This window comes from Bacillus sp. sid0103 (assembly GCF_019219025.1).
Map to the genome: position 1 here is coordinate 145,260 of NZ_JAHUWN010000012.1, position 22,447 is coordinate 167,706.

At 39.5% G+C, this 22,447-nt stretch carries 24 protein-coding genes and 1 other annotated feature; of the genes, 12 read left to right on the forward strand and 12 right to left on the reverse strand.

The annotated features are described in order from the left end of the window. Positions 1-82 precede the first annotated feature (82 nt). Complete coding sequence (locus tag KW850_RS15065) at positions 83-637, reverse strand: GNAT family N-acetyltransferase (protein WP_218348396.1); 555 nt, start codon at positions 635-637, stop codon at positions 83-85. A gap of 334 nt (positions 638-971) precedes the next feature. Here KW850_RS15065 and KW850_RS15070 point away from each other — a divergent pair, with 334 nt between their 5' ends. From KW850_RS15070 to KW850_RS15100, 7 genes are all read left to right on the forward strand, one after another. Then, entirely contained in the window at positions 972-1,508 is a 537-nt protein-coding gene (locus tag KW850_RS15070; RefSeq protein WP_218348397.1) for a dihydrofolate reductase family protein, read from the forward strand. A 267-nt stretch (positions 1,509-1,775) separates the two neighbouring features. Further along, the gene (treP, locus tag KW850_RS15075) at positions 1,776-3,200 is read left to right on the forward strand and encodes a PTS system trehalose-specific EIIBC component (RefSeq protein WP_218348398.1); all 1,425 of its coding nucleotides are present in this window, start codon (positions 1,776-1,778) and stop codon (positions 3,198-3,200) included. Between the two features lie 83 nt (positions 3,201-3,283). Beyond that, positions 3,284-4,951 carry an alpha,alpha-phosphotrehalase gene (treC, locus tag KW850_RS15080; RefSeq protein ID WP_218348399.1) on the forward strand — a complete coding sequence of 556 codons (1,668 nt, stop codon included), beginning with the start codon at positions 3,284-3,286 and terminating at the stop codon, positions 4,949-4,951. Between the two features lie 14 nt (positions 4,952-4,965). Next, entirely contained in the window at positions 4,966-5,679 is a 714-nt protein-coding gene (gene treR, locus KW850_RS15085; protein ID WP_218348400.1) for a trehalose operon repressor, read from the forward strand. A 129-nt stretch (positions 5,680-5,808) separates the two neighbouring features. Continuing rightward, positions 5,809-6,486: an SOS response-associated peptidase gene (locus tag KW850_RS15090; protein WP_218348401.1), complete on the forward strand. Its 678-nt coding sequence runs from the start codon at positions 5,809-5,811 to the stop codon at positions 6,484-6,486. 227 nt (positions 6,487-6,713) lie between these two features. Then, positions 6,714-7,331 (forward strand): RraA family protein, encoded by a 618-nt coding sequence (locus tag KW850_RS15095; protein ID WP_218348402.1) that lies wholly within the window; start codon positions 6,714-6,716, stop codon positions 7,329-7,331. A gap of 134 nt (positions 7,332-7,465) precedes the next feature. Beyond that, positions 7,466-8,521 (forward strand): ion channel, encoded by a 1,056-nt coding sequence (locus KW850_RS15100; protein ID WP_218348403.1) that lies wholly within the window; start codon positions 7,466-7,468, stop codon positions 8,519-8,521. 27 nt (positions 8,522-8,548) lie between these two features. Here the strand turns inward: KW850_RS15100 and KW850_RS15105 are convergent, their stop codons facing one another. Continuing rightward, positions 8,549-8,986, reverse strand: a complete 438-nt coding sequence (locus tag KW850_RS15105) for a GNAT family N-acetyltransferase (RefSeq protein ID WP_218348404.1) — start codon at positions 8,984-8,986, stop codon at positions 8,549-8,551. A 156-nt stretch (positions 8,987-9,142) separates the two neighbouring features. On the opposite strand from KW850_RS15105, the gene yyaC reads away from it, so the two are divergent. Next, positions 9,143-9,736: a spore protease YyaC gene (yyaC, locus tag KW850_RS15110; RefSeq protein WP_218348405.1), complete on the forward strand. Its 594-nt coding sequence runs from the start codon at positions 9,143-9,145 to the stop codon at positions 9,734-9,736. A gap of 151 nt (positions 9,737-9,887) precedes the next feature. Here the strand turns inward: yyaC and KW850_RS15115 are convergent, their stop codons facing one another. The 3 genes from KW850_RS15115 to KW850_RS15125 all read right to left on the reverse strand — a co-directional run bounded on the left by KW850_RS15115 (position 9,888) and on the right by KW850_RS15125 (position 11,266). After that, positions 9,888-10,235: a c-type cytochrome gene (locus KW850_RS15115; protein ID WP_218348406.1), complete on the reverse strand. Its 348-nt coding sequence runs from the start codon at positions 10,233-10,235 to the stop codon at positions 9,888-9,890. Positions 10,236-10,426: 191 nt separating this feature from the next. Continuing rightward, positions 10,427-10,750: a hypothetical protein gene (locus tag KW850_RS15120; protein WP_218348407.1), complete on the reverse strand. Its 324-nt coding sequence runs from the start codon at positions 10,748-10,750 to the stop codon at positions 10,427-10,429. A gap of 108 nt (positions 10,751-10,858) precedes the next feature. Then, a complete protein-coding gene (locus KW850_RS15125) occupies positions 10,859-11,266 on the reverse strand; it encodes an SET domain-containing protein (RefSeq protein WP_218348408.1) in 408 nt (135 codons plus the stop codon). A 259-nt stretch (positions 11,267-11,525) separates the two neighbouring features. Between KW850_RS15125 and KW850_RS15130 the strand changes: the two genes are divergently transcribed. Together KW850_RS15130 and KW850_RS15135 are read left to right on the forward strand one after the other, a co-directional pair. Beyond that, positions 11,526-11,930 (forward strand): hypothetical protein, encoded by a 405-nt coding sequence (locus tag KW850_RS15130; RefSeq protein WP_218348409.1) that lies wholly within the window; start codon positions 11,526-11,528, stop codon positions 11,928-11,930. A gap of 136 nt (positions 11,931-12,066) precedes the next feature. After that, positions 12,067-12,960, forward strand: coding sequence for an alpha/beta hydrolase (locus KW850_RS15135; RefSeq protein WP_218348410.1), 894 nt, complete (start codon positions 12,067-12,069; stop codon positions 12,958-12,960). A 10-nt stretch (positions 12,961-12,970) separates the two neighbouring features. Here the strand turns inward: KW850_RS15135 and KW850_RS15140 are convergent, their stop codons facing one another. Continuing rightward, positions 12,971-13,294, reverse strand: a complete 324-nt coding sequence (locus KW850_RS15140) for a hypothetical protein (RefSeq protein ID WP_218348411.1) — start codon at positions 13,292-13,294, stop codon at positions 12,971-12,973. A gap of 189 nt (positions 13,295-13,483) precedes the next feature. On the opposite strand from KW850_RS15140, the gene KW850_RS15145 reads away from it, so the two are divergent. After that, the gene (locus tag KW850_RS15145) at positions 13,484-13,912 is read left to right on the forward strand and encodes a VOC family protein (RefSeq protein ID WP_218348412.1); all 429 of its coding nucleotides are present in this window, start codon (positions 13,484-13,486) and stop codon (positions 13,910-13,912) included. Between the two features lie 92 nt (positions 13,913-14,004). On the opposite strand, the gene KW850_RS15150 is transcribed toward KW850_RS15145, so the two are convergent. Further along, positions 14,005-14,532, reverse strand: a complete 528-nt coding sequence (locus KW850_RS15150) for a YbaK/EbsC family protein (protein WP_218348413.1) — start codon at positions 14,530-14,532, stop codon at positions 14,005-14,007. A 571-nt stretch (positions 14,533-15,103) separates the two neighbouring features. On the opposite strand from KW850_RS15150, the gene KW850_RS15155 reads away from it, so the two are divergent. Next, positions 15,104-16,021: a DMT family transporter gene (locus KW850_RS15155; RefSeq protein ID WP_218348414.1), complete on the forward strand. Its 918-nt coding sequence runs from the start codon at positions 15,104-15,106 to the stop codon at positions 16,019-16,021. Positions 16,022-16,077: 56 nt separating this feature from the next. Here KW850_RS15155 and KW850_RS15160 read toward each other — a convergent pair whose 3' ends face one another. The 5 genes from KW850_RS15160 to KW850_RS15180 form a co-directional block, all read right to left on the reverse strand. Continuing rightward, complete coding sequence (locus KW850_RS15160) at positions 16,078-16,797, reverse strand: YebC/PmpR family DNA-binding transcriptional regulator (RefSeq protein ID WP_218348415.1); 720 nt, start codon at positions 16,795-16,797, stop codon at positions 16,078-16,080. 264 nt (positions 16,798-17,061) lie between these two features. After that, positions 17,062-18,327, reverse strand: coding sequence for a threonine ammonia-lyase IlvA (ilvA, locus tag KW850_RS15165; protein ID WP_218348416.1), 1,266 nt, complete (start codon positions 18,325-18,327; stop codon positions 17,062-17,064). An 88-nt stretch (positions 18,328-18,415) separates the two neighbouring features. Then, positions 18,416-18,662, reverse strand: a binding site (T-box leader). Between the two features lie 124 nt (positions 18,663-18,786). Next, the gene (locus tag KW850_RS15170) at positions 18,787-20,385 is read right to left on the reverse strand and encodes an amidohydrolase (protein ID WP_218348417.1); all 1,599 of its coding nucleotides are present in this window, start codon (positions 20,383-20,385) and stop codon (positions 18,787-18,789) included. Positions 20,386-20,750: 365 nt separating this feature from the next. Continuing rightward, a complete protein-coding gene (locus KW850_RS15175) occupies positions 20,751-20,999 on the reverse strand; it encodes a biotin/lipoyl attachment domain-containing protein (protein WP_218348418.1) in 249 nt (82 codons plus the stop codon). 103 nt (positions 21,000-21,102) lie between these two features. After that, entirely contained in the window at positions 21,103-22,368 is a 1,266-nt protein-coding gene (locus tag KW850_RS15180; protein ID WP_218348441.1) for a Glu/Leu/Phe/Val family dehydrogenase, read from the reverse strand. Positions 22,369-22,447: the final 79 nt, after the last annotated feature.

Here is a 22,447-nt window from a genome sequence, read left to right on the forward strand (position 1 = left end):
TTTCGTTGAAAACCTCAATATTTATTTACAACATATCCCACAAAAAGACCTGCTTTTTATAGAATTATTTTTTCATTCCCGTTTACGCCCCCTGATATGACGCCTTATGGAACCTTTCAATATACTTGAAGAGTTCTTCACCGTGTTTAGGTAAATTGGTGTCAGGCACCAATGTTACATACATCGCTCGATAGGATTCAGGAACCCATATGTAATCGTGGATGTAGTCAGTCATTGTAAATCCGCACTTTTCCCAAAATTGATTTCTTGCCAGTGTTTCAGGTGTATCTGCAGATTCTACTTCAATCACTAGACTTTTCACTCTTAATTTGGTCAGCGCCCAATCTGAGATATAGTTCATCATTTTCAATCCAATTCCGCGATGCTGCCATTTTGATGCGACGGTAAGATAATCTATGATTAAAGCATCGGTTCCTTCGAGTTTACCTGTTAACCCCATGGCCACTACATGGCTCTCTACAATCCCAATATGTAAGTAACAAAGTTGTTTCCGGAACATGTTGCGAATGATTTTCTCCGGCTTTGCTCCCTTTCCATCGAAAGCTTTGTGGTAAATAGGACCTACCTGTTCGTTCCATAATCGGGCATCCCATTGATTTAATGTTTTAAATTCCAAGGGCAATTTGCCTCCTACGCCTTTCTTTTATTACCAAATTACCCATGAATCATGATTTTTATAAAAAAAAGAACCTTTGAATTAAATTCAAAGGTTAAAATGAGAACTTGGTGGTCTATGCCAAGTCCCTAATTAGGAGGTCTAAACTCAGAAGAATTTAAACAATTACATCTTACCATTTTCTAAAAATTCAATCAACCATTATTGCTTTAAAGCGAAAAAGTGGTTCGAAAGACACAGCAATTTGTAAATAATTTCTACAAACAAACTTCGCTTTGGTATAGGAGTAATACGATAATTGTCTGTACCTAAAAAACTAAAGGTGTGAACATTTATGGATTCTTTTCGAAAAGTGGTATTATTCATTGCCACTAGTTTAGATGGCTTTATCGCTAGGGAAAACGGAAGTTTAGATTGGTTGTTTGCCATTGAAGGTGAAGGTGACAATGGCTTTACACAATTTTACCAAACGATTGACACTATTGTCATGGGGCGAGGGACATATGATTACTTAATGGCAATAGTCGAGGAATATCCACATGCCGATCAAAAAACCTATATATTTTCCCGCCAAGAAAACAGACAAGACCTAGGACCACAAGTAGAATACGTCTCAGAAGACATAGCTGGCTTCGTTCAAAAGTTAAAAAATCAGGACGGTTCGAACATCTGGCTTGTGGGCGGTGCTGAATTATTTAAACAATACATAAAAGAAAAGCTTGTCGATGAATTTATCATAAGCCTCTCGCCCATTATTTTAGGAAAAGGGATTCCCCTCTTTAATCAAAACAACCCTGAAATAAAATTAGAATTAATGGAACAAAAACGATATGGTCAATTTGTTCAACTGCATTATCTGGTCCACAGGTAGTTAGTATAGAAATATGACGGGCTCTGTATTCCAATACAGGGCCCGTTTTTATTTTTTTCGAAAAAAAATATCTTCCCCCCTTCAGAAAAACTTAATAATTCATTGTTGACATACCTGTATATACAAGTTAGAATTGAAAACGTAATCAATACTTGTATATACAAGTTGCGGATGTTTATGAAACCGCACCCATAGCCTGTATATAGAGTGATAAAAAAATAGAAGATAAAAAATGGGGATATACCCATAAAACAGGGGGAAAGAAAAATGACGAACTACACAGATCCTTCAAAGGATCTCTTAAAACACATTGGCGGTAAAGAGAACATTGCTGCCGTTACCCATTGTGTTACCAGAATGCGCTTTGTTTTAAACGATCCAAGCAAAGCAAATGTAGAAGAAATTGAATCCATTAAACTTGTAAAAGGTACATTTACCCAGGCTGGGCAATTTCAGGTCATCATTGGGAACGAAGTACCTAGCTTTTATAATGAATTTGTCAAAATGGCTGGTGTGGATGGCACATCTAAAGAGGAAGCAAAAGTAGCAGCACAACAAAATATGAATTGGCTGCAACGCATGATGGCCCACCTTGCAGAAATCTTTACCCCATTAATTCCAGCACTTGTTGTTGGTGGTTTAATCCTTGGCTTTAGAAACATCATTGGTGATATCAAATTACTGGAAGATGGAACAAAGTCAATTATAGAAGTATCTCAATTTTGGGCAGGAGTCCACTCCTTCCTTTGGTTGATTGGTGAAGCGGTATTCCACTTCCTTCCAGTCGGTATAACTTGGTCCGTTACGAAAAAAATGGGTGGTTCACAAATTCTTGGTATCGTCCTTGGTATTACACTCGTATCTCCGCAATTGCTTAATGCCTATGCCGTAGCAGGTGCAAAAGATATTCCTGTTTGGGATTTCGGTTTTGCAAAAATTGAAATGATTGGTTACCAAGCACAAGTTATCCCTGCCATTTTAGCCGGATTATTACTTGCCTTCTTAGAAACTAGATTACGTAAAATTGTTCCAAATTCAATTTCCATGATTGTCGTTCCATTCTTAGCTTTAATTCCAACTGTATTAATCGCTCACACAGTATTAGGCCCTATCGGCTGGAGCATCGGTTCTGGTATTTCTCATGTTGTGTACTCTAGCTTAACATCTGCCTTTGGCTGGATTTTTGCGGCAATCTTCGGATTTGCTTATGCCCCACTTGTTATCACTGGGTTGCACCACATGACCAATGCAATTGACTTACAATTAATGAGTGAACTTGGCGGAACAAACCTATGGCCAATGATTGCTCTATCTAATATTGCTCAAGGTTCTGCAGTACTTGCCATGATCTACATCAATCGTAAAAATGAAGAAGAAAAACAAGTTTCGATTCCAGCTGCTATCTCTTGTTACCTTGGTGTAACCGAGCCAGCAATGTTTGGGATTAACTTAAAGTACGGCTTCCCATTCCTTGCGGCAATGATTGGTTCAATGTTTGCAGGGGTTGTCTCCGTTGGCAGCCACGTTATGGCTAACTCAATTGGTGTTGGCGGTATTCCTGGATTCCTTTCTATCCAGGGGCAGCATATGACAATGTTTGCGGTCGCCATGGTGGTAGCAATTGTTGTTCCATTCATGCTAACGATTGTCTTTGCTAAAACACGGATGAAGAAATTTTCTTTTAAAAAATAATCGCAAAATCAAATAGTTTGGAGGGAGCCATACTCCCTCCTTTTCCTCATTAAATACTTATTTTAACTAGGCAGGTGTTGAAAATGACAACAGCATGGTGGAAAAAAGCAGTCGTCTATCAAATCTATCCAAAAAGCTTTAATGATACGACCGGGAATGGTACCGGTGATATCCAAGGCATCATTGAAAAATTAGACTATCTAAAAGAACTCGGTGTAGAAGTCCTTTGGCTTACTCCCATCTATAAATCTCCACAACGGGATAATGGTTATGATATAAGCGATTATTACGCCATTCATGAAGAATATGGTACCATGGAGGACTTTAACAGGTTGTTAGCAGAAGCCCACAAACGCGGCTTAAAAATTATTATGGATATTGTTATTAATCACACATCAACAGAGCATGAGTGGTTTAAACAAGCAAGAAGCTCGAAAGATAATCCATACCGTGATTTCTATATCTGGAAGGACGGCAAAAACGGGAAAGCGCCGACAAACTGGGAATCTAAATTTGGTGGTTCGGCTTGGGAATATGACGAGAATACGGAACAGTACTACCTCCATTTATTTGATGTAACCCAAGCAGACCTTAACTGGGAAAATGAAAAGGTTCGTGCCGCACTTTACGAAATGATGCACTTTTGGCTAAAAAAAGGTGTCGATGGCTTCCGTCTGGATGTTATCAATTTAATTTCTAAAGACCAAAATTTCCCTCAGGATAGCAGTGATGGCCGTAAATTCTATACAGATGGACCAAAAATACATCAATTCTTACATGAAATGAACGAACAAGTTTTTTCGAAATACGATATTATGACTGTCGGTGAAATGTCGTCCACTTCAATTGAGAACTGCATTAAGTACACGAACCCAGCCCAGGAGGAATTAAACATGACCTTTAGCTTCCATCATTTGAAGGTCGATTATCCAAATGGTGATAAATGGACAAAAGCGGACTTTGACTTTCTTTCCTTAAAAGAGATTTTATCCAACTGGCAGGTGGGGATGTATGATGGCGGCGGATGGAACGCCCTCTTCTGGTGTAATCATGACCAACCACGGGTTGTTTCTCGTTTCGGTGATGATCAAAACTTTCATCAAGAGTCGGCTAAAATGCTCGCAACCGCCCTACATCTTCTGCAAGGAACTCCTTATATTTATCAAGGTGAAGAAATTGGAATGACCAATCCACGCTTCAACTCAATCAATGAATATCGGGATGTAGAATCCTTAAATATCTTTAACATTAAGAAAAATGCTGGTATGGACGAGCAGGAAATAATCGAGATCTTAAACCAAAAATCTAGGGACAATTCACGAACACCTGTCCAGTGGAATGGCAATGAAAACGCAGGGTTCACAACGGGGACTCCATGGATTCAAACAGCACGTAATTATCGGGAAATTAATGCTGAAAAGGCGCTTTACGATTCAAGCTCTATCTTTTACCACTATCAAAAACTGATTCAATTACGAAAAGAATATGAAGTGATTACAGATGGAGACTATCAGCCTATTTCCAATCAGGATGATACTGTATTTGCCTATCTTAGAACAAGTGGATCTGACAAAATACTTGTCATCAACAATTTTTATGGTAAGGAGCATACCTTTGTCCTCCCTCTTCATTTACATCTTGATGGGTATGATAGTAAGATGTTACTCTCTAATTATGAGGATTCGGCTCCACTTGGCCAGGAAATCTCATTGCGGCCATATGAGTCGTTGGTGTACTACCTGAAACGATGAACGGAGATGTCACTATGACGAACAAATACCTAACAATCTATAACACCATTGTCGAGCAAATTAAAAGCGGAGAGATACCGCCCCAAACGCTGCTCCCCTCTGAGAACGAATTAAAGGACCAATTCGCTACATCAAGAGAGACCATCAGAAAGGCGTTAAATTTGCTTTCACAAAATGGCTATATCCAAAAAGTTAGAGGAAAAGGTTCGATTGTAATCGACATTAGCAAATTTGATTTTCCTGTTTCAGGGTTAGTAAGCTTTAAAGAACTTGCCAATAAAATGGGCAAAAAACCCAAAACGATCGTTAACGAATTGGAGTTAGTCAAGCCCGATGGTATTATCAGGCAGCAGCTTCAGCTGGGAAGTAAAGACCTTGTTTGGAAAGTGATTCGCACCAGAGAAATGGGCGGGGAGAAAATCATCTTGGATAAAGATTTCTTAGCAAAAAAATATGTTCCTAACCTTACTGAAGAAATTTGTGCGGATTCCATATATCAATATATTGAACATGAATTAAACCTGACCATTAGCTTTGCCAAAAAGGAAATTGTCGTCGAGGAGCCTTCACTCGAGGATCGTTCCCTCTTGGACCTTGAAGGCTTTCACAATATTGTCGTCATCAAAAACTATGTTTATTTAGATGATGCTACCCTTTTTCAATACACTGAATCAAGGCATCGCCCTGATAAGTTTCGCTTTGTGGATTTCGCTCGGAGATCCCATTGATTTCAACAGGAGACCGCTATTTAAATTAGCGGCCTTCTTTTTTATCTTTTAAAAGCACCTACCTAGATTCGGAGTTGGATAAAATTTTTGCTACAATAGAGATAATTAATTGGTGAGGTGAAAAATTGTATGTGCGGCCGGTTCACGTTAACAGCAACGTTCGATGAAATCATCGATCGTTTCGATATTCAAGCTTTTATTGATCAAGAAAATTATGAGCCAAGTTATAATATTGCTCCCTCTCAGGCTGTGCTTGCCGTCATTAATGACGGAAAATCCAATCGGATGGGATTCTTAAAATGGGGCCTTGTACCGCCTTGGGCAAAGGATCAGGCCGTTGGCCATAAGATGATTAATGCCCGCGCAGAAACGTTAGCCGAAAAACCAAGCTTTCGTAAAGCCTTCCAAAAAAAGCGTTGTTTAGTTATCGCTGACAGCTTTTATGAATGGAAACGACATGAGGACAAAAGCAAAACTCCGATGAGGATTAAACTTAAGTCCGATGATTTGTTTGCCATGGCGGGCATATGGGAAGCTTGGAAATCACCCGAAGGAAAAACACTCTATACTTGTTCTGTCATCACAACTGGACCCAATGAGCTTATGAAAGATATACATGACCGGATGCCAGTTATTTTGAAACCAAACGATGAAAAAATCTGGCTGGACCCGACAGTCTCGGATCCCAAGGATTTAAATAAGCTGCTCGTCCCATTCGAAGAATCCTTAATGGAGACTTACGAAGTATCTTCCCTTGTGAACTCACCGAAAAATAACTCAATCGGGCTTATTCAAAAAATTTGTTAATCCTTTTTAAAAAAATAGGCGTTTTTTTTCACAAAAATTTTTTGAATATGGACTGGTTTACTACATGCACGTACAAGCTCCTACATATATTGTATTAACCCATAAAAGTTTTCCTTCTTTCGAAAGTGGTTCAGCCACTTTCTTTTTTTGTGGAAAAAAATGGGCAGCTGATCTCATTCGGAGATATAATGGCGGTATGGAGATAAATTGATGAGAGGAGTATTTTCATGGACCCAATAATAGAAAAATTTAAAGACATTCCAACAACCTGTATTTCTGATGCGATGGAGGGCTTAAATAACCTGCACCCTGCAATTAAACCGCTAAAAGAAGATGATAAGCTTGCAGGAAGGGCTTTAACGGTAAAAATTCCTGTCGGTGATAATCTTGCTGTCTTAAAGGCCATCCGTGCGTCAAAACCCGGGGATATCATCGTCATCGATGCCAAAGGAGATCTTTACCGGGCCATTGCTGGTGATTTTGTGATTGGAATGGCTCAAACACTCGGGGTCGGTGGATTCGTGGTTGACGGAGTGATACGTGATATTGCCGGTGTTAAAGCATTGAATCTCCCTGTTTTCGCTAAGGGCACGACCGTTGCAGCGAGTGGGAAAGCAGGAGTGGGAGAAATAAATATCCCCATCTCATGCGGCGGGATGACCATTCATCCAGGTGATATAGTAGTCGGTGACGCGGATGGCGTCGTCGTCATTCCGCAAATGTGGGAACAAGAAGTATTGGAAAGATCCTTGGAAAAATTAAAAAATGATCAAATCAGGGATACGACGATTTCTGGAAATCGTGATGCTATTCTAAAACATTTAGATGAACTTATAAACAAATAAATGACCAACCCCTTTTCCATGCTGGAACTGGGGTTCTTTACTACCTTACTCCCTTTTTCTATACCATTTCATTAAACTAGAAAATTTGGGAAATATAAGTCATATTTACTCGCAATAGATAAGGATGGGTACATATGGGAATGAAGTTGAAAAAATTACTCTATCATTTAATAAAGGTTCGAGACAAAGTTTTTATACCATTTGTTTTTTTGTACATATTAATAGCAGCCTTTGGGATTTACATCCTCGAACCGAAAACATTTAAAACATATATTACTGCTATTTATTGGGTTTTGACAACTTTGGCAACCGTAGGATTTGGAGACTATGCCCCTGTTACCCATTCTGGTAAAGTGTATACAATCTTCCTGTATATTACTGGAATCGGACTTGTCAGTGTTCTTATCGGAAAAGTCATCAATTCGATTTATCTCATTGATAAAATGAAAGTTGGAGGCAAAATGAAATATACCGGTAAAAATCATATTATTTTGATTGGTTGGAGTACGAAGTCGAAATTAGCCATAGAAGAAATATTAAAATCTGATAAAAAAATAGAAATTGTTATCATTGATGACTTAGAGAAAGCTCCAATGATGCAAAAGCGGCTTTATTATGTTCGCGGAGATGCCACCGATGAAGAAACCCTCCTTACTGCAAATTTACCAAAGGCAATGGGAGTCATCATTTTTGCTGACCAAATCACCCATGACAATTATGCAACCTCAGATCCCGTTCTGATTGACGGGAAAACGTTATTAATAGCAACGGCAATCACATCTATAGAAGAAAAATTACAAAAATCCATTCACGTCACTGCCGAGGTAATTAATCAAAAGCACATCCGGTTATTTGAGCATGTCAATGTCGATGAGTTTATTCCTACCCAAGAAATGATATCACATGCTGCTGTAAGATCTTTATTTTCACATGGTGTCACACATATGTATTCTGAATTAATGAGTATCCAATACGGGGAAGCAATGTATGAAATTCCTACTCGACCTGAATGGAAGACGTATCGAGATGCCTTCGAAGACCTTCTTAATAAGGGAGCAACTTTAGTTGCAGACCGAGGTGACCTTCACATAAATCAAAAGCTAGACACAACGATCCCTGAAGAGGCGCAGCTTTTTGTCATATGTGATAAAGAAACAATTTCTCAACTAAATTCAGTTCCCGCACACTAAAAGGATGCCATGCCAGCATCCTTTTTTTTAAAGGGAATAATAATAGAAATAGTGTGATTCCCTTTCAAAGCCGATTTTTTCATAAAGTCGTTGGGCATTGTGATTCCCCTTGCCCGTTTCAAGCATAATTCCTTTTGCTCCTCCTTCTCTTGCAAACTCAATTGCCCTTTGGATTAGCTTCTCCCCTGCACCTTTACCACGGAATTGTTTTTTTACATACAAATCATTTAATACCCATGACCGCATCATGCTGACAGATGAAAAGGATGGGTATAACTGAACAAAACCAACAGGAGCACTCCCATCGACCGCTAAAAAAACGACAGATTCATCGTTCACTAATCTAGCTTTTAAAAACTCTCGTGCCCCCTCCCTATCAGACTCTTGCTCATAAAATATCCTATATAAATCAAATAGTTCGGTCAATGACTCCAGGTCATGAATGGTAGCTTTTTGGATGATCATTTTTCAATTCCTCCTTACAAGATAGATTGTTTTTCAAATAATAGGGAAGGATTATTTGAAGTAAATACAGAATATTAAAACATTATCATTTAATCACAAGATTTGTTCGTTTATTCAAAGCTCATTTAGAATTATTTGACTTGGGGGAAAATAAACATGAACGGTTTGGACGTTAAGCGCGCTTTGTTTGAAAGAATGATTCCATTTAATCATAAGCTGGCACCACTATTTATCCGAGACAGCTTACATTCTATCATTCCAGAAGGAACAGAACATATTTTCGTGATGGGAATAGGTTCAAATATTATAAATGGCGATAGTCTTGGTCCTTTTGTTGGGACCTTACTTCAAAATCTATATCCCAAACATTTGACAGTAGTCGGAAACCTTCTGTCTCCTTTAGATGCACAAGCACTTGTGCCGAGAGTTTCACGCATCACTCTGCCCAAAAATAGTTTTGTCATTGCGATTGATAGTGTTCTAGGTTCAAAGAGATTCGTTAACTCCATTGTTGTTCGTGACAGTTCCTTGCTGCCTGGTTCTGGCTTGGGTAAAAACCTTCCCCCAATTGGAGATTGCAGCATTATGGGGGTTGTCTTGGATAACGACCCGACAATGGAATGTTCTATTTTTTCGACCAACCTTCATCTTATTTATACAATGGCAACCAATATTGCCAAAGGGATATCACTAGCTGTGAGGCAATATTATAAATATCCCTCTGATCATCCCATTTTGCACCATTGCTAGAAAGGATTAGGAAGATTTTCCAACCATATTAATAATAACAGATATTTCAATTTATTGAAATTTTCGAATCGAGTAATCCTTCATTTGATGAACGAATGCAAAAATGCCCGGTGGCATCCCGGGCTCTAGACTGTTTATATTCATTTATTTTCTATTGCTTTTGATCCCATAAATAATTGACCACAGCTTCATATTGTTCCTTTGATAAGGAACCAGGAGCAGATTTAGGCATATTCTTTTCTACAAAACTATAAAGATCTTCTTTCTTTTGAAAATCGGCATGAATTTTCGTTGAATCCAGTTTTACTTGACCACCAGTAATGTCACCGGAACTATGGCAGGTGATACAGCTTTTTTGAAAAATGTCATCACCAGCCGATGCTGTCGCCGGTTCACTTGCTGGTTTGCTTGCAGGTTCTTTTGATGAATCATCATCACTACAAGCACTTAATAATCCAATCATTAAAATAAATAAACCCAAACCGAATATCTTTTTCAAGCTTTCACCCCTTTTTTAGTTTTCTACGGGATTGCCATCTTGATGGAAATAACGGTCTTCTGGCAATCACATAGGTAAAAATAAACATGCCCTATGACATCATATTTCTAAAGTCCTATGATTATTCCAGGATTAATACTATGGTTATGTTGCACATTTATCGGTGAGGAGTACAGCTCAGCTAAATAGATTCAGAGTGGAAAAGTTTTTTTAAGTGAATACTCTAGCATCCATGTCGGTATTGGTCTGTCATATCTGTTTTGTTGGTCTAATTGCTCCCTTTCCGGCAGGATACTTGGTAAATCAGTTTTTATGGCACCACGCATGATTAGATCGGAAATGGTCGGAGGATAAGGACTTCTCCTAATATGGTGTTGGAGGTTTTCCATTACTTTATCATAATCCATGATCTGGCTATATTTTAACCACGAAAGGACGGTCTCATTTTTGAGGATGAACTTTGCATAGACGGATTCAATTAAAATCAATAGTTCAATCATCTCTTGCTTCGTCATTTATAGCCCTCCTAGACCCTAATTTACCGCTAATCTAAGTGTTACCACTTGTTCATCGATTAAGACCTTTTAGACAAAGAAAAAAAGACAGCGCAAGCAGGTAACCTGCTATACTCTGTCCTTTTCTTCATTTTCGGATTCTTCTTTATTGAACCATAGGGGGTCATTATTGTCCTCTTCCCCATTATAGTTGATAAGGATTTCTTCCCCTGCTTTGATATCTTTGTATGCGTAAAAGTCGAAGGTGTGATTTGGAAAATTAATTTCATATGTAGCATTGGGCTCATACGAATGGTTAAATAGCATCCCATATCCTAAAAGAAGCGCTGTGTGATTGATTCCATATTCAAATGCATAATCAGCAAGCAATGTTTTCTCGATATGAACATGCTCCTCATTTGGATAAGGAATAACTGGTGCTTCATGTATCAGCTCACCTTTTGCGATATCACGAGTCGCAAATACCCCTCTATTCAATTCCCCATCACTAAGCTTGGAAGTCTTAATCTCAATCATGTTAATCACCTATTCATTTCTTTCCAATGAAGTTTTTAATCTTAATATAGCTTGCCATTAACTACACAAGAAAGCAAATGTTTTTTCTTTCCACAATTTCTCCGCTTGTATATTCTATGGTGCCTGACACCATGACAGAAAAAACAATCTTGTTCAAAAATTGTCAAAAGATATATTACATGGCTTTTACTAAAAAGGTTATTTTTTGAAGGAGGGAAACATAAAATAGGAATATACGTTCGCAACAGGAGGCGGTTACATGGGGAAGAACGATGTTAGTGTGATTACAGGAGAAATGTTGGTAAAGTATTACGAACTGAATAAGCAGAAAAAAGAAATAGAATTGGAAATGAATGATTTAAAGGATACCTTTCAACATTACTTTAATCATCTGGTTGGCTCTGATCACAAAGGAGAAATTACGATAAGCGGCTACAAGCTCCAACGCCAAATTCGGAAAACAGAAAAATATAACGAAGCTGAAACCATTAAAAGATTAGAAGAATTACAGATGAACGAACTCATCCAGGTAGTAAAAAAACCAGATGATATAAAAATCAAGGCCGCCCTTCATTTAGGCTTTTTAAAACCTGAACAATTAGACGGATGTATCATTTCAACAACATCCCCTGCTATTACCGTAAAACCGATCACCCCGAGATAATAATGAAACCCCCGCTTATTAGATGCGGGGGTTTTTGTTCATAAATTCGTTGTTATATTATGGAGGAATTAATAGAATTGTAGAGAAATATCTATATGTACACGCTTACATTTTAAGGTGAAAGGGGAAAAACGTCATGGCAAGTCAAGAAAGTCTACAAGTTAGACAATATTTAATGTCATCAAAGGCAAACCAAACAGCAGGATTTGACATCGAAACAGCCAGAAAAGGACTAGAAGCATTATCAGCCCTAACCCCTGTGGCACAGGACATCATTGTAGAAAAAACAAGCATCGAGGGAATCTCAGCTGAATGGGTAATGGCACCTAATGCGGTGGAAGACCGAGTTTTTCTTTATCTTCATGGTGGAGCATACATAATGGGAAGCTGTAATACCCATCGTTATCTTGCCTCGAAGCTATCACGGTCGACTGCTGCACGCGTATTAGTCCCTGAATATCGACTTGCACCAGAAAACCCATTTCCAGCAGCGATTGAAGACGCCATCAAAGTGTATCGCTGGTTGATTTCCTCCGGGATTACACCTGATAAGATTATTATCGGCGGCGACTCAGCAGGTGGAGGTCTAACATTAGCTACGCTTCTTTCATTAAAAGAAGAAAATGAAGCCTTGCCAGCTTTGGCCGTACTCTTATCTCCTTGGACAGATATGGAAGGTACAGGCGAATCAATGGAAACTAGGGCTTACGTAGATCCATGGTTATCTCCGGATGCATCACGGGCGACACCAGCACTATATATTAGGGATTTGGATCCTCGGCATCCACTGGTATCACCAATATATGCGGACTTGTCTGGACTTCCGTCGATGTTGGTTCATGTTGGGAACGATGAAATTCTTTTAAGTGATTCAGCTCGACTAGTCGATCGTGCACGATCAGCAGGTGTCGAAGTAACTTTTAAAGTATGGGACGAGATGTGGCATGTTTTTCAAACGTTTGCCATTCCTGAAGGTCAACAGGCTATTGACGAAATTGGAGATTTTGTTCAGAAGAATTTGGATTATTAAAAGGCGTAAGTTACAATTTTTTTAGCAGATAACACGTGCCATCTTCGGAGAAAAATAAGGACTCGCCCTGGTTCACGTTAAAATTAACATTCTTTTTGTCGTAAATCAGTTTTGCTACTTTTTCAAATTTCGCTACTGCTTCAATAGGAGGATTAACAATAATATCTTGTTTTGTGTTTGTGGTCACAAATCCCTTGGGGTTATATTTCCGTTGAGGTTTCAATTCAGTACCCCAGCTGCCATCAAGGAGAAGGGAAAGTGCGGTAAACTTTGATTTTCGTGTTTGAATCGACCAAAGCTTCCGGCAATTACATCGATGTATTTTGAATTTCATCACACACCACCCTCATTTCTGCAAAATTCAAAATAGATTTTGTTTTATTGTATTCGCTCGGAAACTAAATTATTTATTTAAGTCAGGGTATGAGGTTTGTCCTTCCTCAGCTAGAGATAAGTTTGATATTGTTTGTCTAAATGGTACAATTACCAATGATTACAATTTAAAATAAAGGGGTTATTGCACATGTCTGTTGATGTTTACCTAAATTTTAATGGGAACTGTCGTGAGGCAGCAGAGTTTTACGCGGAGGTTTTTGGATTAGAAAAGCCGCACATTATGACCTTTGGGGAAGCGCCGCCGAACCCAGAATATACACTTCCAGAAGAAGCAAAAAACTTGGTCATGCATACAAGGCTTAACATTGATGGAAGCAATGTAATGTTTTCTGATGTTTTTCCAGGTCATCCATTTGTAGCTGGTACTAACATAAGTCTAGCAATTGTAAATAAGGACATAGATAAGATTACTTCCTATTTTAACAAATTGAAAGAGGGAGGTACGGTAGTTATGGAGCTTCAAGAAACGTTCTGGAGCAAAGCCTACGGTTCCGTAAAAGATAAGTTTGGAATAGAATGGCTGTTTAATCATGATAATGGTGAGAGTTTTATGTAATAGGTGGATTAATTAGCAGAAGACCAGGCAAATTGCCTAGTCTTTTTTAAGTCAAGCGCATTATACAATTCCACATGCTACCGTTGAGGGGCTTATTCAGCCTCATTGGTAATCAGACTACCATGATTAACGTCAGATTCTCCCTCTTCTTCCCAACCTTTGCAAACGTCGATCCAGTCCTTAGCATTGGAAAACGTAAATAACTCTTCTTTGCTTAATTCAATCGCAGAGTTTGTGCTGCCGCAAGCTGGATAGAGTGTTTCGAAGCGCTGCATGGAGACATCCAGGTACACACCCAGTTCATTATTCAGGCCAAACGGACAAACACCGCCAATGGCATGTCCTGTTTGCTCTAGGACTTCATCAGGTGTGAGCATCCGCGCTTTGAAACCGAATTGCTGTCGGAACTTCTTATTATCAATTTTTGCATCCCCAGCAGCCACGATTAAAATAGCCTTATCCTCGCTCCCCCGAAAAGATAAAGTTTTTGCAATTCGAGCAGGAGCGACTCCAATCGTCTCAGCAGCTTGATCCACTGTTGCACTAGAGGTTTCAAATTCCATAACATCATGATCACGATTCCATTGTTTAAAATGGGCCTTAACACTTTCCAATGACATCTTATTCATCCCTTCTCAGTTGTAATTATGATAAATAATAACATAGTTTAAAGGGATAAAGCTAAAAGACGACCTGAGTTGCACGATTAATCTCTAATCGCCCCGCCGACTCCTTTTTTCGGGGCACGGGCATGATTATCCTCTATTCGTTACCGTTGACGCCTTTTTTCTAGGGTAACGGGCACGATTATCCTCTATTCGTTACCGTTGACGCCTTTTTTCTAGGGCAACGGGCATGATTATCCTCTATTCGTTACTGTCGACTCCTTTTTTCTAGGGCAACGGGCATGATTATCCTCTATTCGTTACCGTTGACTCCTTTTTTCTAGGGTAACGGGCATGATTAGCTTCTATTCGTTACCGCCGACATCAATTTTCAGTGCCCAGGGGCACGATTACACTCTATTCGTTACCGTTGACCCTTTTTGTCAAAGGACACGGGCAAGATATCTCTTCCATCTAATCGTAAATTCCAAATTTCCGAGCGGCATTTTTTTTCTAAGAACGTGATATAATCAAAGATATATTAAAAGATTACTATTTTATTAATGTTTCACAATGGAGGGATAGGATGAATTCGCAAGTGGCAGCGGTTTCCTCCCCAAGGCCCAGGACAAGAGGCATCATTTTAGTGCTGATTGCGGCAACCTTTTGGGGTATTTCAGGAACGGTAGCTCAATACTTATTTCAAAAACAGGGTTTTAGTACGAATTGGTTAGTTGTTAACCGGCTGATTTTTTCTGGGTTGGGTTTATTATTTTTTTCGCACACGGTGATGAAACAATCTATCTGGAGCATTTGGACAAATAAACAGGATATCTTTCGCCTAGTCATCTTTGGGTTGATTGGCATGTTTGGCGTTCAATATACATATTTCGCAGCCATCGAAACTGGAAATGCAGCAACAGCAACAATACTGCAATACCTTGCACCTGTCATTATTGTCTGTTACTTAAGTTTCCGGGCAAAGAAATTACCTGCCAAACATGAACTCATGGCGATAGGATTAGCCCTTTTTGGAACATTCCTACTTGTCACAAAAGGAACGATTGATTCACTTACTATTTCCGGCGCTGCCTTTACTTGGGGTATTCTATCGGCTTTTGCCCTCGCTTTTTATACTCTCTATCCAGGAAGTTTATTAGATAAATGGGGATCTCTTCTTACAGTAGGCTGGGGAATGTTGATTGGCGGGATTGGCTTTAGCTTGATTCATCCGCCATGGAAGTTTCAAGGTCAATGGAGTTTGTCATCGTTTGTTGCTGTGGTTTTTGTCATCCTTTTCGGTACATTAATAGCCTTTTTTTGCTTTATGGAAAGTCTAAAGTACATTCAAGCTTCTGAAGCCAGTCTCCTTGCCTGTGTCGAGCCATTATCAGCGGCCTTTTTAGCTGTTGCCTGGCTCCAAGTATCATTCGGTCCGGCTGAATGGATTGGTTCCATTTCCATTATTGCTACCATTTTTATATTATCGGCTGTTAAACGGTGACGAACTGACATCACCCAATAAAAAAAGCAGACCTCATTCAAGGTCTGCTTTAACGTTTATTCACCTAAATCAACATTGTGGTACACTTGTTGAACGTCTTCTAATTCTTCTAAGACATCAATCATTTTCTCGAATTTTGCTTGTGCATCTTCTGGAAGTGTGACATCATTTTGCGGCAGCATTGTTAATTCAGCTACAGTAAATTCTGTAACTCCAGCATTTTTAAATGCTTCTTGCACAGCATGGAACTGCTCTGGTTCGGCATAAACAATCACAGAATCTTCTTCTTCAATAATGTCACGGACGTCAACATCTGCTTCCATTAATAATTCAAGAACATCTTCCTCCGTTTTACCTTCCACACCGATAACAGCTGTTGCATCGAACATATAGGCCACAGAGCCACTTACACCCATGTTCCCGCCGTTTTTACCAAAAGCTGCACGTACATCTGATGCAGTACGGTTTACATTGTTTGTTAAGGCATCAACGATCACCATGGAACCATTTGGTCCGAATCCTTCATAACGCAGTTCGGAATAGCTTTCCTCTGAACCGCCTTTTGCTTTTTCGATTGCACGGTCAATAATGTGCTTCGGTACATTGTATGTTTTTGCGCGTTCAAGCACGAATTTTAATGCTTGATTGGATTCAGGATTGGGTTCACCCCGTCTTGCTGCTACATAAATTTCAACTCCAAATTTAGCGTAAATACGGCTTGTATTGGCATCTTTTGAAGCTTTCTTTTCTTTAATATTGTTCCACTTACGACCCATTTTCGAACACTCTCTTTCCGCATTTGAATCTACACAAAATGATCACGTTGAACTAATCTGCATCATCAGCAGCGTTCAAAATAATATTTAGGAGTTCATTACTTATTTGATGTTTCTATCATTGACAAATAATATTATACCTTAATTGTATCATTTGTTAAGAGTCTATTAAGCAAAATAGTGCAAGAAGTTGCTTTTAATACCTATAAAACACCAAAAAGAGGTCGAAACCTGTCTTTTCGACCTCCACAAATTAGTATGGAACTATACCAACATTTGAAATAGGGTACTATCATTATTTACTTCACGATATAAAAATCCCTTCGCTTTGATTCGTTCAATCAACAGCGAGTAATCTCCCTTATCCTTCAGTTCAATTCCTACCAAGGCTGGGCCTGTTTCGCGATTATTCTTTTTCGTATATTCAAAATGACTAATATCATCGTTTGGTCCGAGGACATCAAGTAAAAACTCACGTAAGGCCCCTGGACGCTGCGGGAATTGGACAATAAAATAATGCTGCAGTCCTTCATAGATTTTTGAACGTTCTTTAATTTCCTGCATACGGCCAATATCATTGTTACCGCCGCTGACGATGCAGACCACCGTCTTCCCTTTGATTTCTTCTGCATACATATCCAAGGCTGCAACTGAAAGTGCACCCGTCGGCTCCACTACAATGGCATTTTCATTGTATAAAGATAATAGTGTAGTACATACCTTGCCCTCTGGAACCACAAGAATATCGTCAACGATCTCCTTACAAATATTAAAGGTCAACGAACCAACTGTTTTTACCGCTGCCCCATCTACAAATGGATCAATTTCTTTTAATGATGTCACTTCTCCTTTTAAAAAGGATTCCTTCATACCTGGAGCACCTAGGGGTTCCACCCCAATTAATTGTGTTTGAGGAGAATAATGTCTTAAGTACGTTCCTACTCCAGACATTAACCCTCCGCCGCCAATTGCGGCAAATAAGTAATCAATTTTTTCGGGACAATCATTAAGTAGTTCAACGGCAACCGTTCCTTGTCCAGCAATGACATCATGGTCATCAAACGGATGGATGAAGGTCCGATTTTCTTCTTGACTGCATTCCCTTGCTTTTTCATAGGCATCGTCAAAGGTATCTCCGACCAAAACAATCTCAACATCTTCCTTGCCCCAAAATTTAACTTGCTTAACCTTTTGCTTTGGTGTTGTGCTCGGCATAAAGATTTTCCCGTGAATATTTAAGAGATGACAAGAATAAGCAACGCCCTGCGCATGATTTCCAGCGCTTGCACAGATAATTCCATTCTTTAACTCGTCCTCATTTAGTTTTTTAATTCGATTATACGCCCCGCGGATTTTAAAGGAACGAACACTTTGTAAGTCCTCGCGTTTCAAGTAGACATGACAGCCATATCTTTCTGACAACAAGTGATTATACTGCAGGGGAGTTGGTGAAATTTCATCCTTAATGGTATGACTTGCAATAATAATATCCTCCACATTAAACACTTTCTTATCGACTTGTTGATTCATCTTTCATTTCCCTCCTAAATTGTTGCATCCATAAAAAACTTCAAAAATATCAATCCATTTTAAAACACAAAAAACCCGTCCCCAATAGTATAGGGACGAGTTAACTCGCGATACCACCCTACTTCCACAGCAAACGAACACTGCGGCTCTCGATTCATCGTACCATTCCAGTACGTGTTCCATTATAACGGCGGACTTTCCGGTCTAGCTTACTTCATCGTTTCAGCTACACATCTCCGAGATGATCTTCGAATAGGTCCTGACATCGACTTTCAGCAACTGTCGACTCTCTGTGGAACAAGGGCTTACTCTACTCTTCTCATCATTGATTCTTCTTCAATTTTTTTATAAGGGTACCACTGAAAAAACAGGCTGTCAATATTTTTTGACTATTTTAATTATTTTGTTAATTATAAAGCGCTTTCATCCGTGCAGACTTCTATTCACGACTTAATTCCCTTATTTTTGAAATTTAATTTCTCCATCAATAATCGTCATTTCAATCTCAGTGTGGAGTAGTTCGTCAGGATTCTCCATTGTAATTAGGTTGTGAGAATAAACCGTGAAATCAGCTAACTTCCCTCTTGAAATGGACCCTTTTTGATGTTCTTCATTTGTGGCATATGCGCCTCCAACTGTAAATAGCTTAACTGCCTCAAGCATGGAAAGCTTCTCTTTTGCATTCCAGCCTTCATGTGAATCCCCAGGAGCTCTACGGGTGACCGCGGCATGAATACCGAGCAATGGATCGACAGGTTCAACAGGTGCATCAGATCCACCGGCACACACAACACCAGAATCGAGTAACGTTTTCCATGCATATAAATATAGCTCCCGTTTTTCTCCAACTCGTTCTTTCACCCATGGGTAGTCCCCAACCACAAATCTTGGTTGAATATCCGCAACCCGGCTTGGGTTTGCAAGGCGCTCTACCAAATCATCACGAACCAAGGACGTGTGAATGATCCGATCACGGTATTCCACTGATGGGAGTTGATCAAGTACATCTAGAACCAGTTCAAGCGCCTTGTCGCCTATCGTATGGACAGCTAGAGGCATGGAATGCGCTCTTATTTCTTGAACGACCTGAAAAAGGGTTTCTTGTTCATACATGGCGTCTCCAAACTGTCCTGGTTGATCAAGATAAGGCTCTGATAGCAGCGCGGTCCTTCTTCCAAAAGCCCCATCAGCAAAAATTTTAATTGCTCCGATTCGTAATTTCTCATTTCCGAAACCGGCATACATCCCTCTTTCTTTCAATTGATGAAGAAAGGGATAATCAATGAGCAGATTACAGCGTAAACCTTGTGCTTCATGATTTATCAATTCGTCATACATTTTATAGGTCGAATCAAGTCCGCCTAAATAAGCAGGATCATTGGTATGGACACTGGTTAACCCTTTTTTCACTGCAAATTGCATCGCTTTCTGTAAACCAGCCTTTAACTCTTGATAGGTTCGCTCCGGTATGTATTTGGTGATCAGTTGAGAAGCCGATTCGAGCAGTAAGCCGCTAGGATTTTTGGTAATCGGATCAAGAACGACCGTTCCTCCTGTGGGTACAGCGTTCGCCGGATGATATTGAGACATTTCGAGAGCCTTGCTATTGACCAAAAAAGCATGGTGGCAGATCCGCTTTAGGTAAACCGGACAGTGTGGGGCTACATGGTCTAATTCTTCTATTGTTGGAACGTTTCCTTCCGTAAACAGATTTTCATCCCAGCCCATACCGACCAGCCACTTACCGGGTGCCACTGTTTTCGCCTTGTTCCTAATTTTTTCTAGCATTTCGCTTTTCGATTTAACCCCTGTTAAATCAAGATCTAGAAAGTTGAATGCCACACCTGAAAGATGCAGGTGGCTGTCGATCAATCCGGGCGTAACCATTTTCCCTTGTAAATCAACGATGGTTGACCCGGTTCTGCCCCATTTTAAGTTTATATCTTGGTGTGAGCCAGTATCTATAATTCTCCCATTCTCAACAACCACCGCTTCCACTAACGGCTGCCCTCTGTCAAATGTATAGATGGTCCCATTTGTAAAAATTGTCTTTGTCATCCTGCTCCTCCTAACAAATTATTCCTTTCCTCAATTATAAAAGGTAAACCGACAGCAAGATAGATTTAATTGCAATAAATCAATTCCTGTCGGCTTTAAAATAAGGGGAATACTATTAAATAGTTTTTGTTTTTAAGGTGCGAATGGCAAACTCTATTGTTCAATGACATATCCTACTCTTTTTCTAGTTTCCTCCCCTACTAGTTTTTCTACCTTAAGAATTTTCTCTTCATGACAAAGGTCATAAGACTATATTTTGTAAAATATTTTTCATTTTCGCAAAAAATTTTACTCCAAAAATGAATCCAGTAAAAAACTCTCTCCAAATAAATGGAAAGAGTTTGTAAAATAGTAATTATTGTTCCTTAATCGGATCCTGTAATTAACAAATCATCTTGGATGGTTGCGAGGATTGTTTGAGTATTTACTACTTGACCCTTCTTAACTGATAAAGAGGTGATATGCCCGCTGATTCCGACTGCAATCTCTTCAATACTACCGTCCTCTGTCTTAATTAAAAATAATTTCTCCCACTCGTATACGTGGTTGTTTTCCTCGGTACAAACCGTTTCAACAATACCAGAACATGGACTGATAATAGCTTCCCTTGACAAAGTTCTTCACTCCTTTTATTCTTGACAGTCATAGATCAGATATAGGTTTTTTCTGTCCATCCACGTAGGGAGATTTCATTCAGGCTAGGAGAACCTTATCCTTTTATACCCATCCTCTGAAGCGAGAAGCCTCTGCTACTTTTCTTATACCAACCATATAAGCCGCTAAACGCATATCCACTTGATGTGTTTTAGCCGTTTGATAGATCGTTTCAAAAGAACCGACCATTACCTTCTTAAGTTTTTCATCCACTTCTTCTTCGGTCCAATAATAGCCTTGATTATTTTGTACCCATTCAAAATAAGATACGGTTACACCGCCTGCACTAGCAAGGATATCAGGCACAAGGATGACACCACGCTCAGTGAGAATCTTGGTTGCCTCAAGTGTAGTTGGACCATTTGCGGCTTCCACGACAATCGGCGCTTTAATATTGGCAGCATTTTGGGCAGTAATTTGGTTAGAAATGGCTGCTGGGACAAGAATATCACATTCTAATTCTAGTAATTCTTGGTTTGTGATCGTATTTTTAAATAATTGCGAGAATGTGCCGAAGCTATCCCTTCGATCGAGCAAGTAATTAATATCTAGTCCGTTTGGATCGTAAATACCGCCATACACATCGGATACCGCAACTACCTTCGCACCGGCATCATGCATAAACTTCGCTAAATAACTTCCGGCATTTCCAAAGCCTTGAATAACAACGCGGGCGCCTGGCAGCACCTTTCCGATTTTCTTCACTGCTTCTTCAATACAAATGGTTACACCACGAGCAGTTGCTGTTTCACGACCTTGTGAACCACCAAGAACGATTGGCTTACCTGTAATAAAGCCCGGTGAATCGAACTCACGTAAACGGCTGTACTCATCCATCATCCATGCCATAATTTGTGAATTGGTATAAACATCTGGGGCCGGAATATCTTTTGACGGTCCAACAATTTGGCTGATTGCCCGAACATAACCGCGGCTTAAGCTTTCAAGTTCTCTAAAGGACATGTTTCGCGGATCACAGATGATGCCGCCTTTACCGCCGCCATATGGGAGATTGGTAATTCCGCATTTTAAGCTCATCCAAATCGACAATGCTTTTACCTCTTCTTCATCCACTTCCGGGTGAAAACGGACACCGCCCTTGGTTGGACCAACCGCATCATTATGCTGAGAACGATAACCAGTAAATATTTTGACCGTACCATCGTCCATTCTAACGGGAATCCTGACCGTTAATAATCGGATCGGTTCCTTTAATAATTCATACATTTCATTTGTATAGCCTAATTTAGATAATGCTTGTTGAATAATTGTTTGCGTAGACTTGAATAAATTTAAAGATTCTTTTTCCTCTTGTTGTTTTTGTTCCATTTCCGTTACCGTCGATTTAACAGACATGCCAGACACCCCGTCGTCTAATAGATTAATTGCTTATATTTCAGTCTCTGTT

What these genes read in the sequence shown, in the direction of transcription:
- KW850_RS15070 (WP_218348397.1), top strand. Translation starts at nt 972, where the DNA reads ATGGATTCTTTTCGAAAAGTGGTATTATTCATTGCCACTAGTTTAGAT.
- treP (WP_218348398.1), top strand. Translation starts at nt 1,776, where the DNA reads ATGACGAACTACACAGATCCTTCAAAGGATCTCTTAAAACACATTGGC.
- treC (WP_218348399.1), top strand. Translation starts at nt 3,284, where the DNA reads ATGACAACAGCATGGTGGAAAAAAGCAGTCGTCTATCAAATCTATCCA.
- treR (WP_218348400.1), top strand. Translation starts at nt 4,966, where the DNA reads ATGACGAACAAATACCTAACAATCTATAACACCATTGTCGAGCAAATT.
- KW850_RS15090 (WP_218348401.1), top strand. Translation starts at nt 5,809, where the DNA reads ATGTGCGGCCGGTTCACGTTAACAGCAACGTTCGATGAAATCATCGAT.
- KW850_RS15095 (WP_218348402.1), top strand. Translation starts at nt 6,714, where the DNA reads ATGGACCCAATAATAGAAAAATTTAAAGACATTCCAACAACCTGTATT.
- KW850_RS15100 (WP_218348403.1), top strand. Translation starts at nt 7,466, where the DNA reads ATGGGAATGAAGTTGAAAAAATTACTCTATCATTTAATAAAGGTTCGA.
- KW850_RS15105 (WP_218348404.1), bottom strand. Translation starts at nt 8,986, where the DNA reads ATGATCATCCAAAAAGCTACCATTCATGACCTGGAGTCATTGACCGAA.
- yyaC (WP_218348405.1), top strand. Translation starts at nt 9,143, where the DNA reads ATGAACGGTTTGGACGTTAAGCGCGCTTTGTTTGAAAGAATGATTCCA.
- KW850_RS15120 (WP_218348407.1), bottom strand. Translation starts at nt 10,750, where the DNA reads ATGACGAAGCAAGAGATGATTGAACTATTGATTTTAATTGAATCCGTC.
- KW850_RS15125 (WP_218348408.1), bottom strand. Translation starts at nt 11,266, where the DNA reads ATGATTGAGATTAAGACTTCCAAGCTTAGTGATGGGGAATTGAATAGA.
- KW850_RS15130 (WP_218348409.1), top strand. Translation starts at nt 11,526, where the DNA reads ATGGGGAAGAACGATGTTAGTGTGATTACAGGAGAAATGTTGGTAAAG.
- KW850_RS15135 (WP_218348410.1), top strand. Translation starts at nt 12,067, where the DNA reads ATGGCAAGTCAAGAAAGTCTACAAGTTAGACAATATTTAATGTCATCA.
- KW850_RS15140 (WP_218348411.1), bottom strand. Translation starts at nt 13,294, where the DNA reads ATGAAATTCAAAATACATCGATGTAATTGCCGGAAGCTTTGGTCGATT.
- KW850_RS15145 (WP_218348412.1), top strand. Translation starts at nt 13,484, where the DNA reads ATGTCTGTTGATGTTTACCTAAATTTTAATGGGAACTGTCGTGAGGCA.
- KW850_RS15150 (WP_218348413.1), bottom strand. Translation starts at nt 14,532, where the DNA reads ATGTCATTGGAAAGTGTTAAGGCCCATTTTAAACAATGGAATCGTGAT.
- KW850_RS15155 (WP_218348414.1), top strand. Translation starts at nt 15,104, where the DNA reads ATGAATTCGCAAGTGGCAGCGGTTTCCTCCCCAAGGCCCAGGACAAGA.
- KW850_RS15160 (WP_218348415.1), bottom strand. Translation starts at nt 16,797, where the DNA reads ATGGGTCGTAAGTGGAACAATATTAAAGAAAAGAAAGCTTCAAAAGAT.
- ilvA (WP_218348416.1), bottom strand. Translation starts at nt 18,327, where the DNA reads ATGAATCAACAAGTCGATAAGAAAGTGTTTAATGTGGAGGATATTATT.
- KW850_RS15170 (WP_218348417.1), bottom strand. Translation starts at nt 20,385, where the DNA reads ATGACAAAGACAATTTTTACAAATGGGACCATCTATACATTTGACAGA.
- KW850_RS15180 (WP_218348441.1), bottom strand. Translation starts at nt 22,368, where the DNA reads ATGGAACAAAAACAACAAGAGGAAAAAGAATCTTTAAATTTATTCAAG.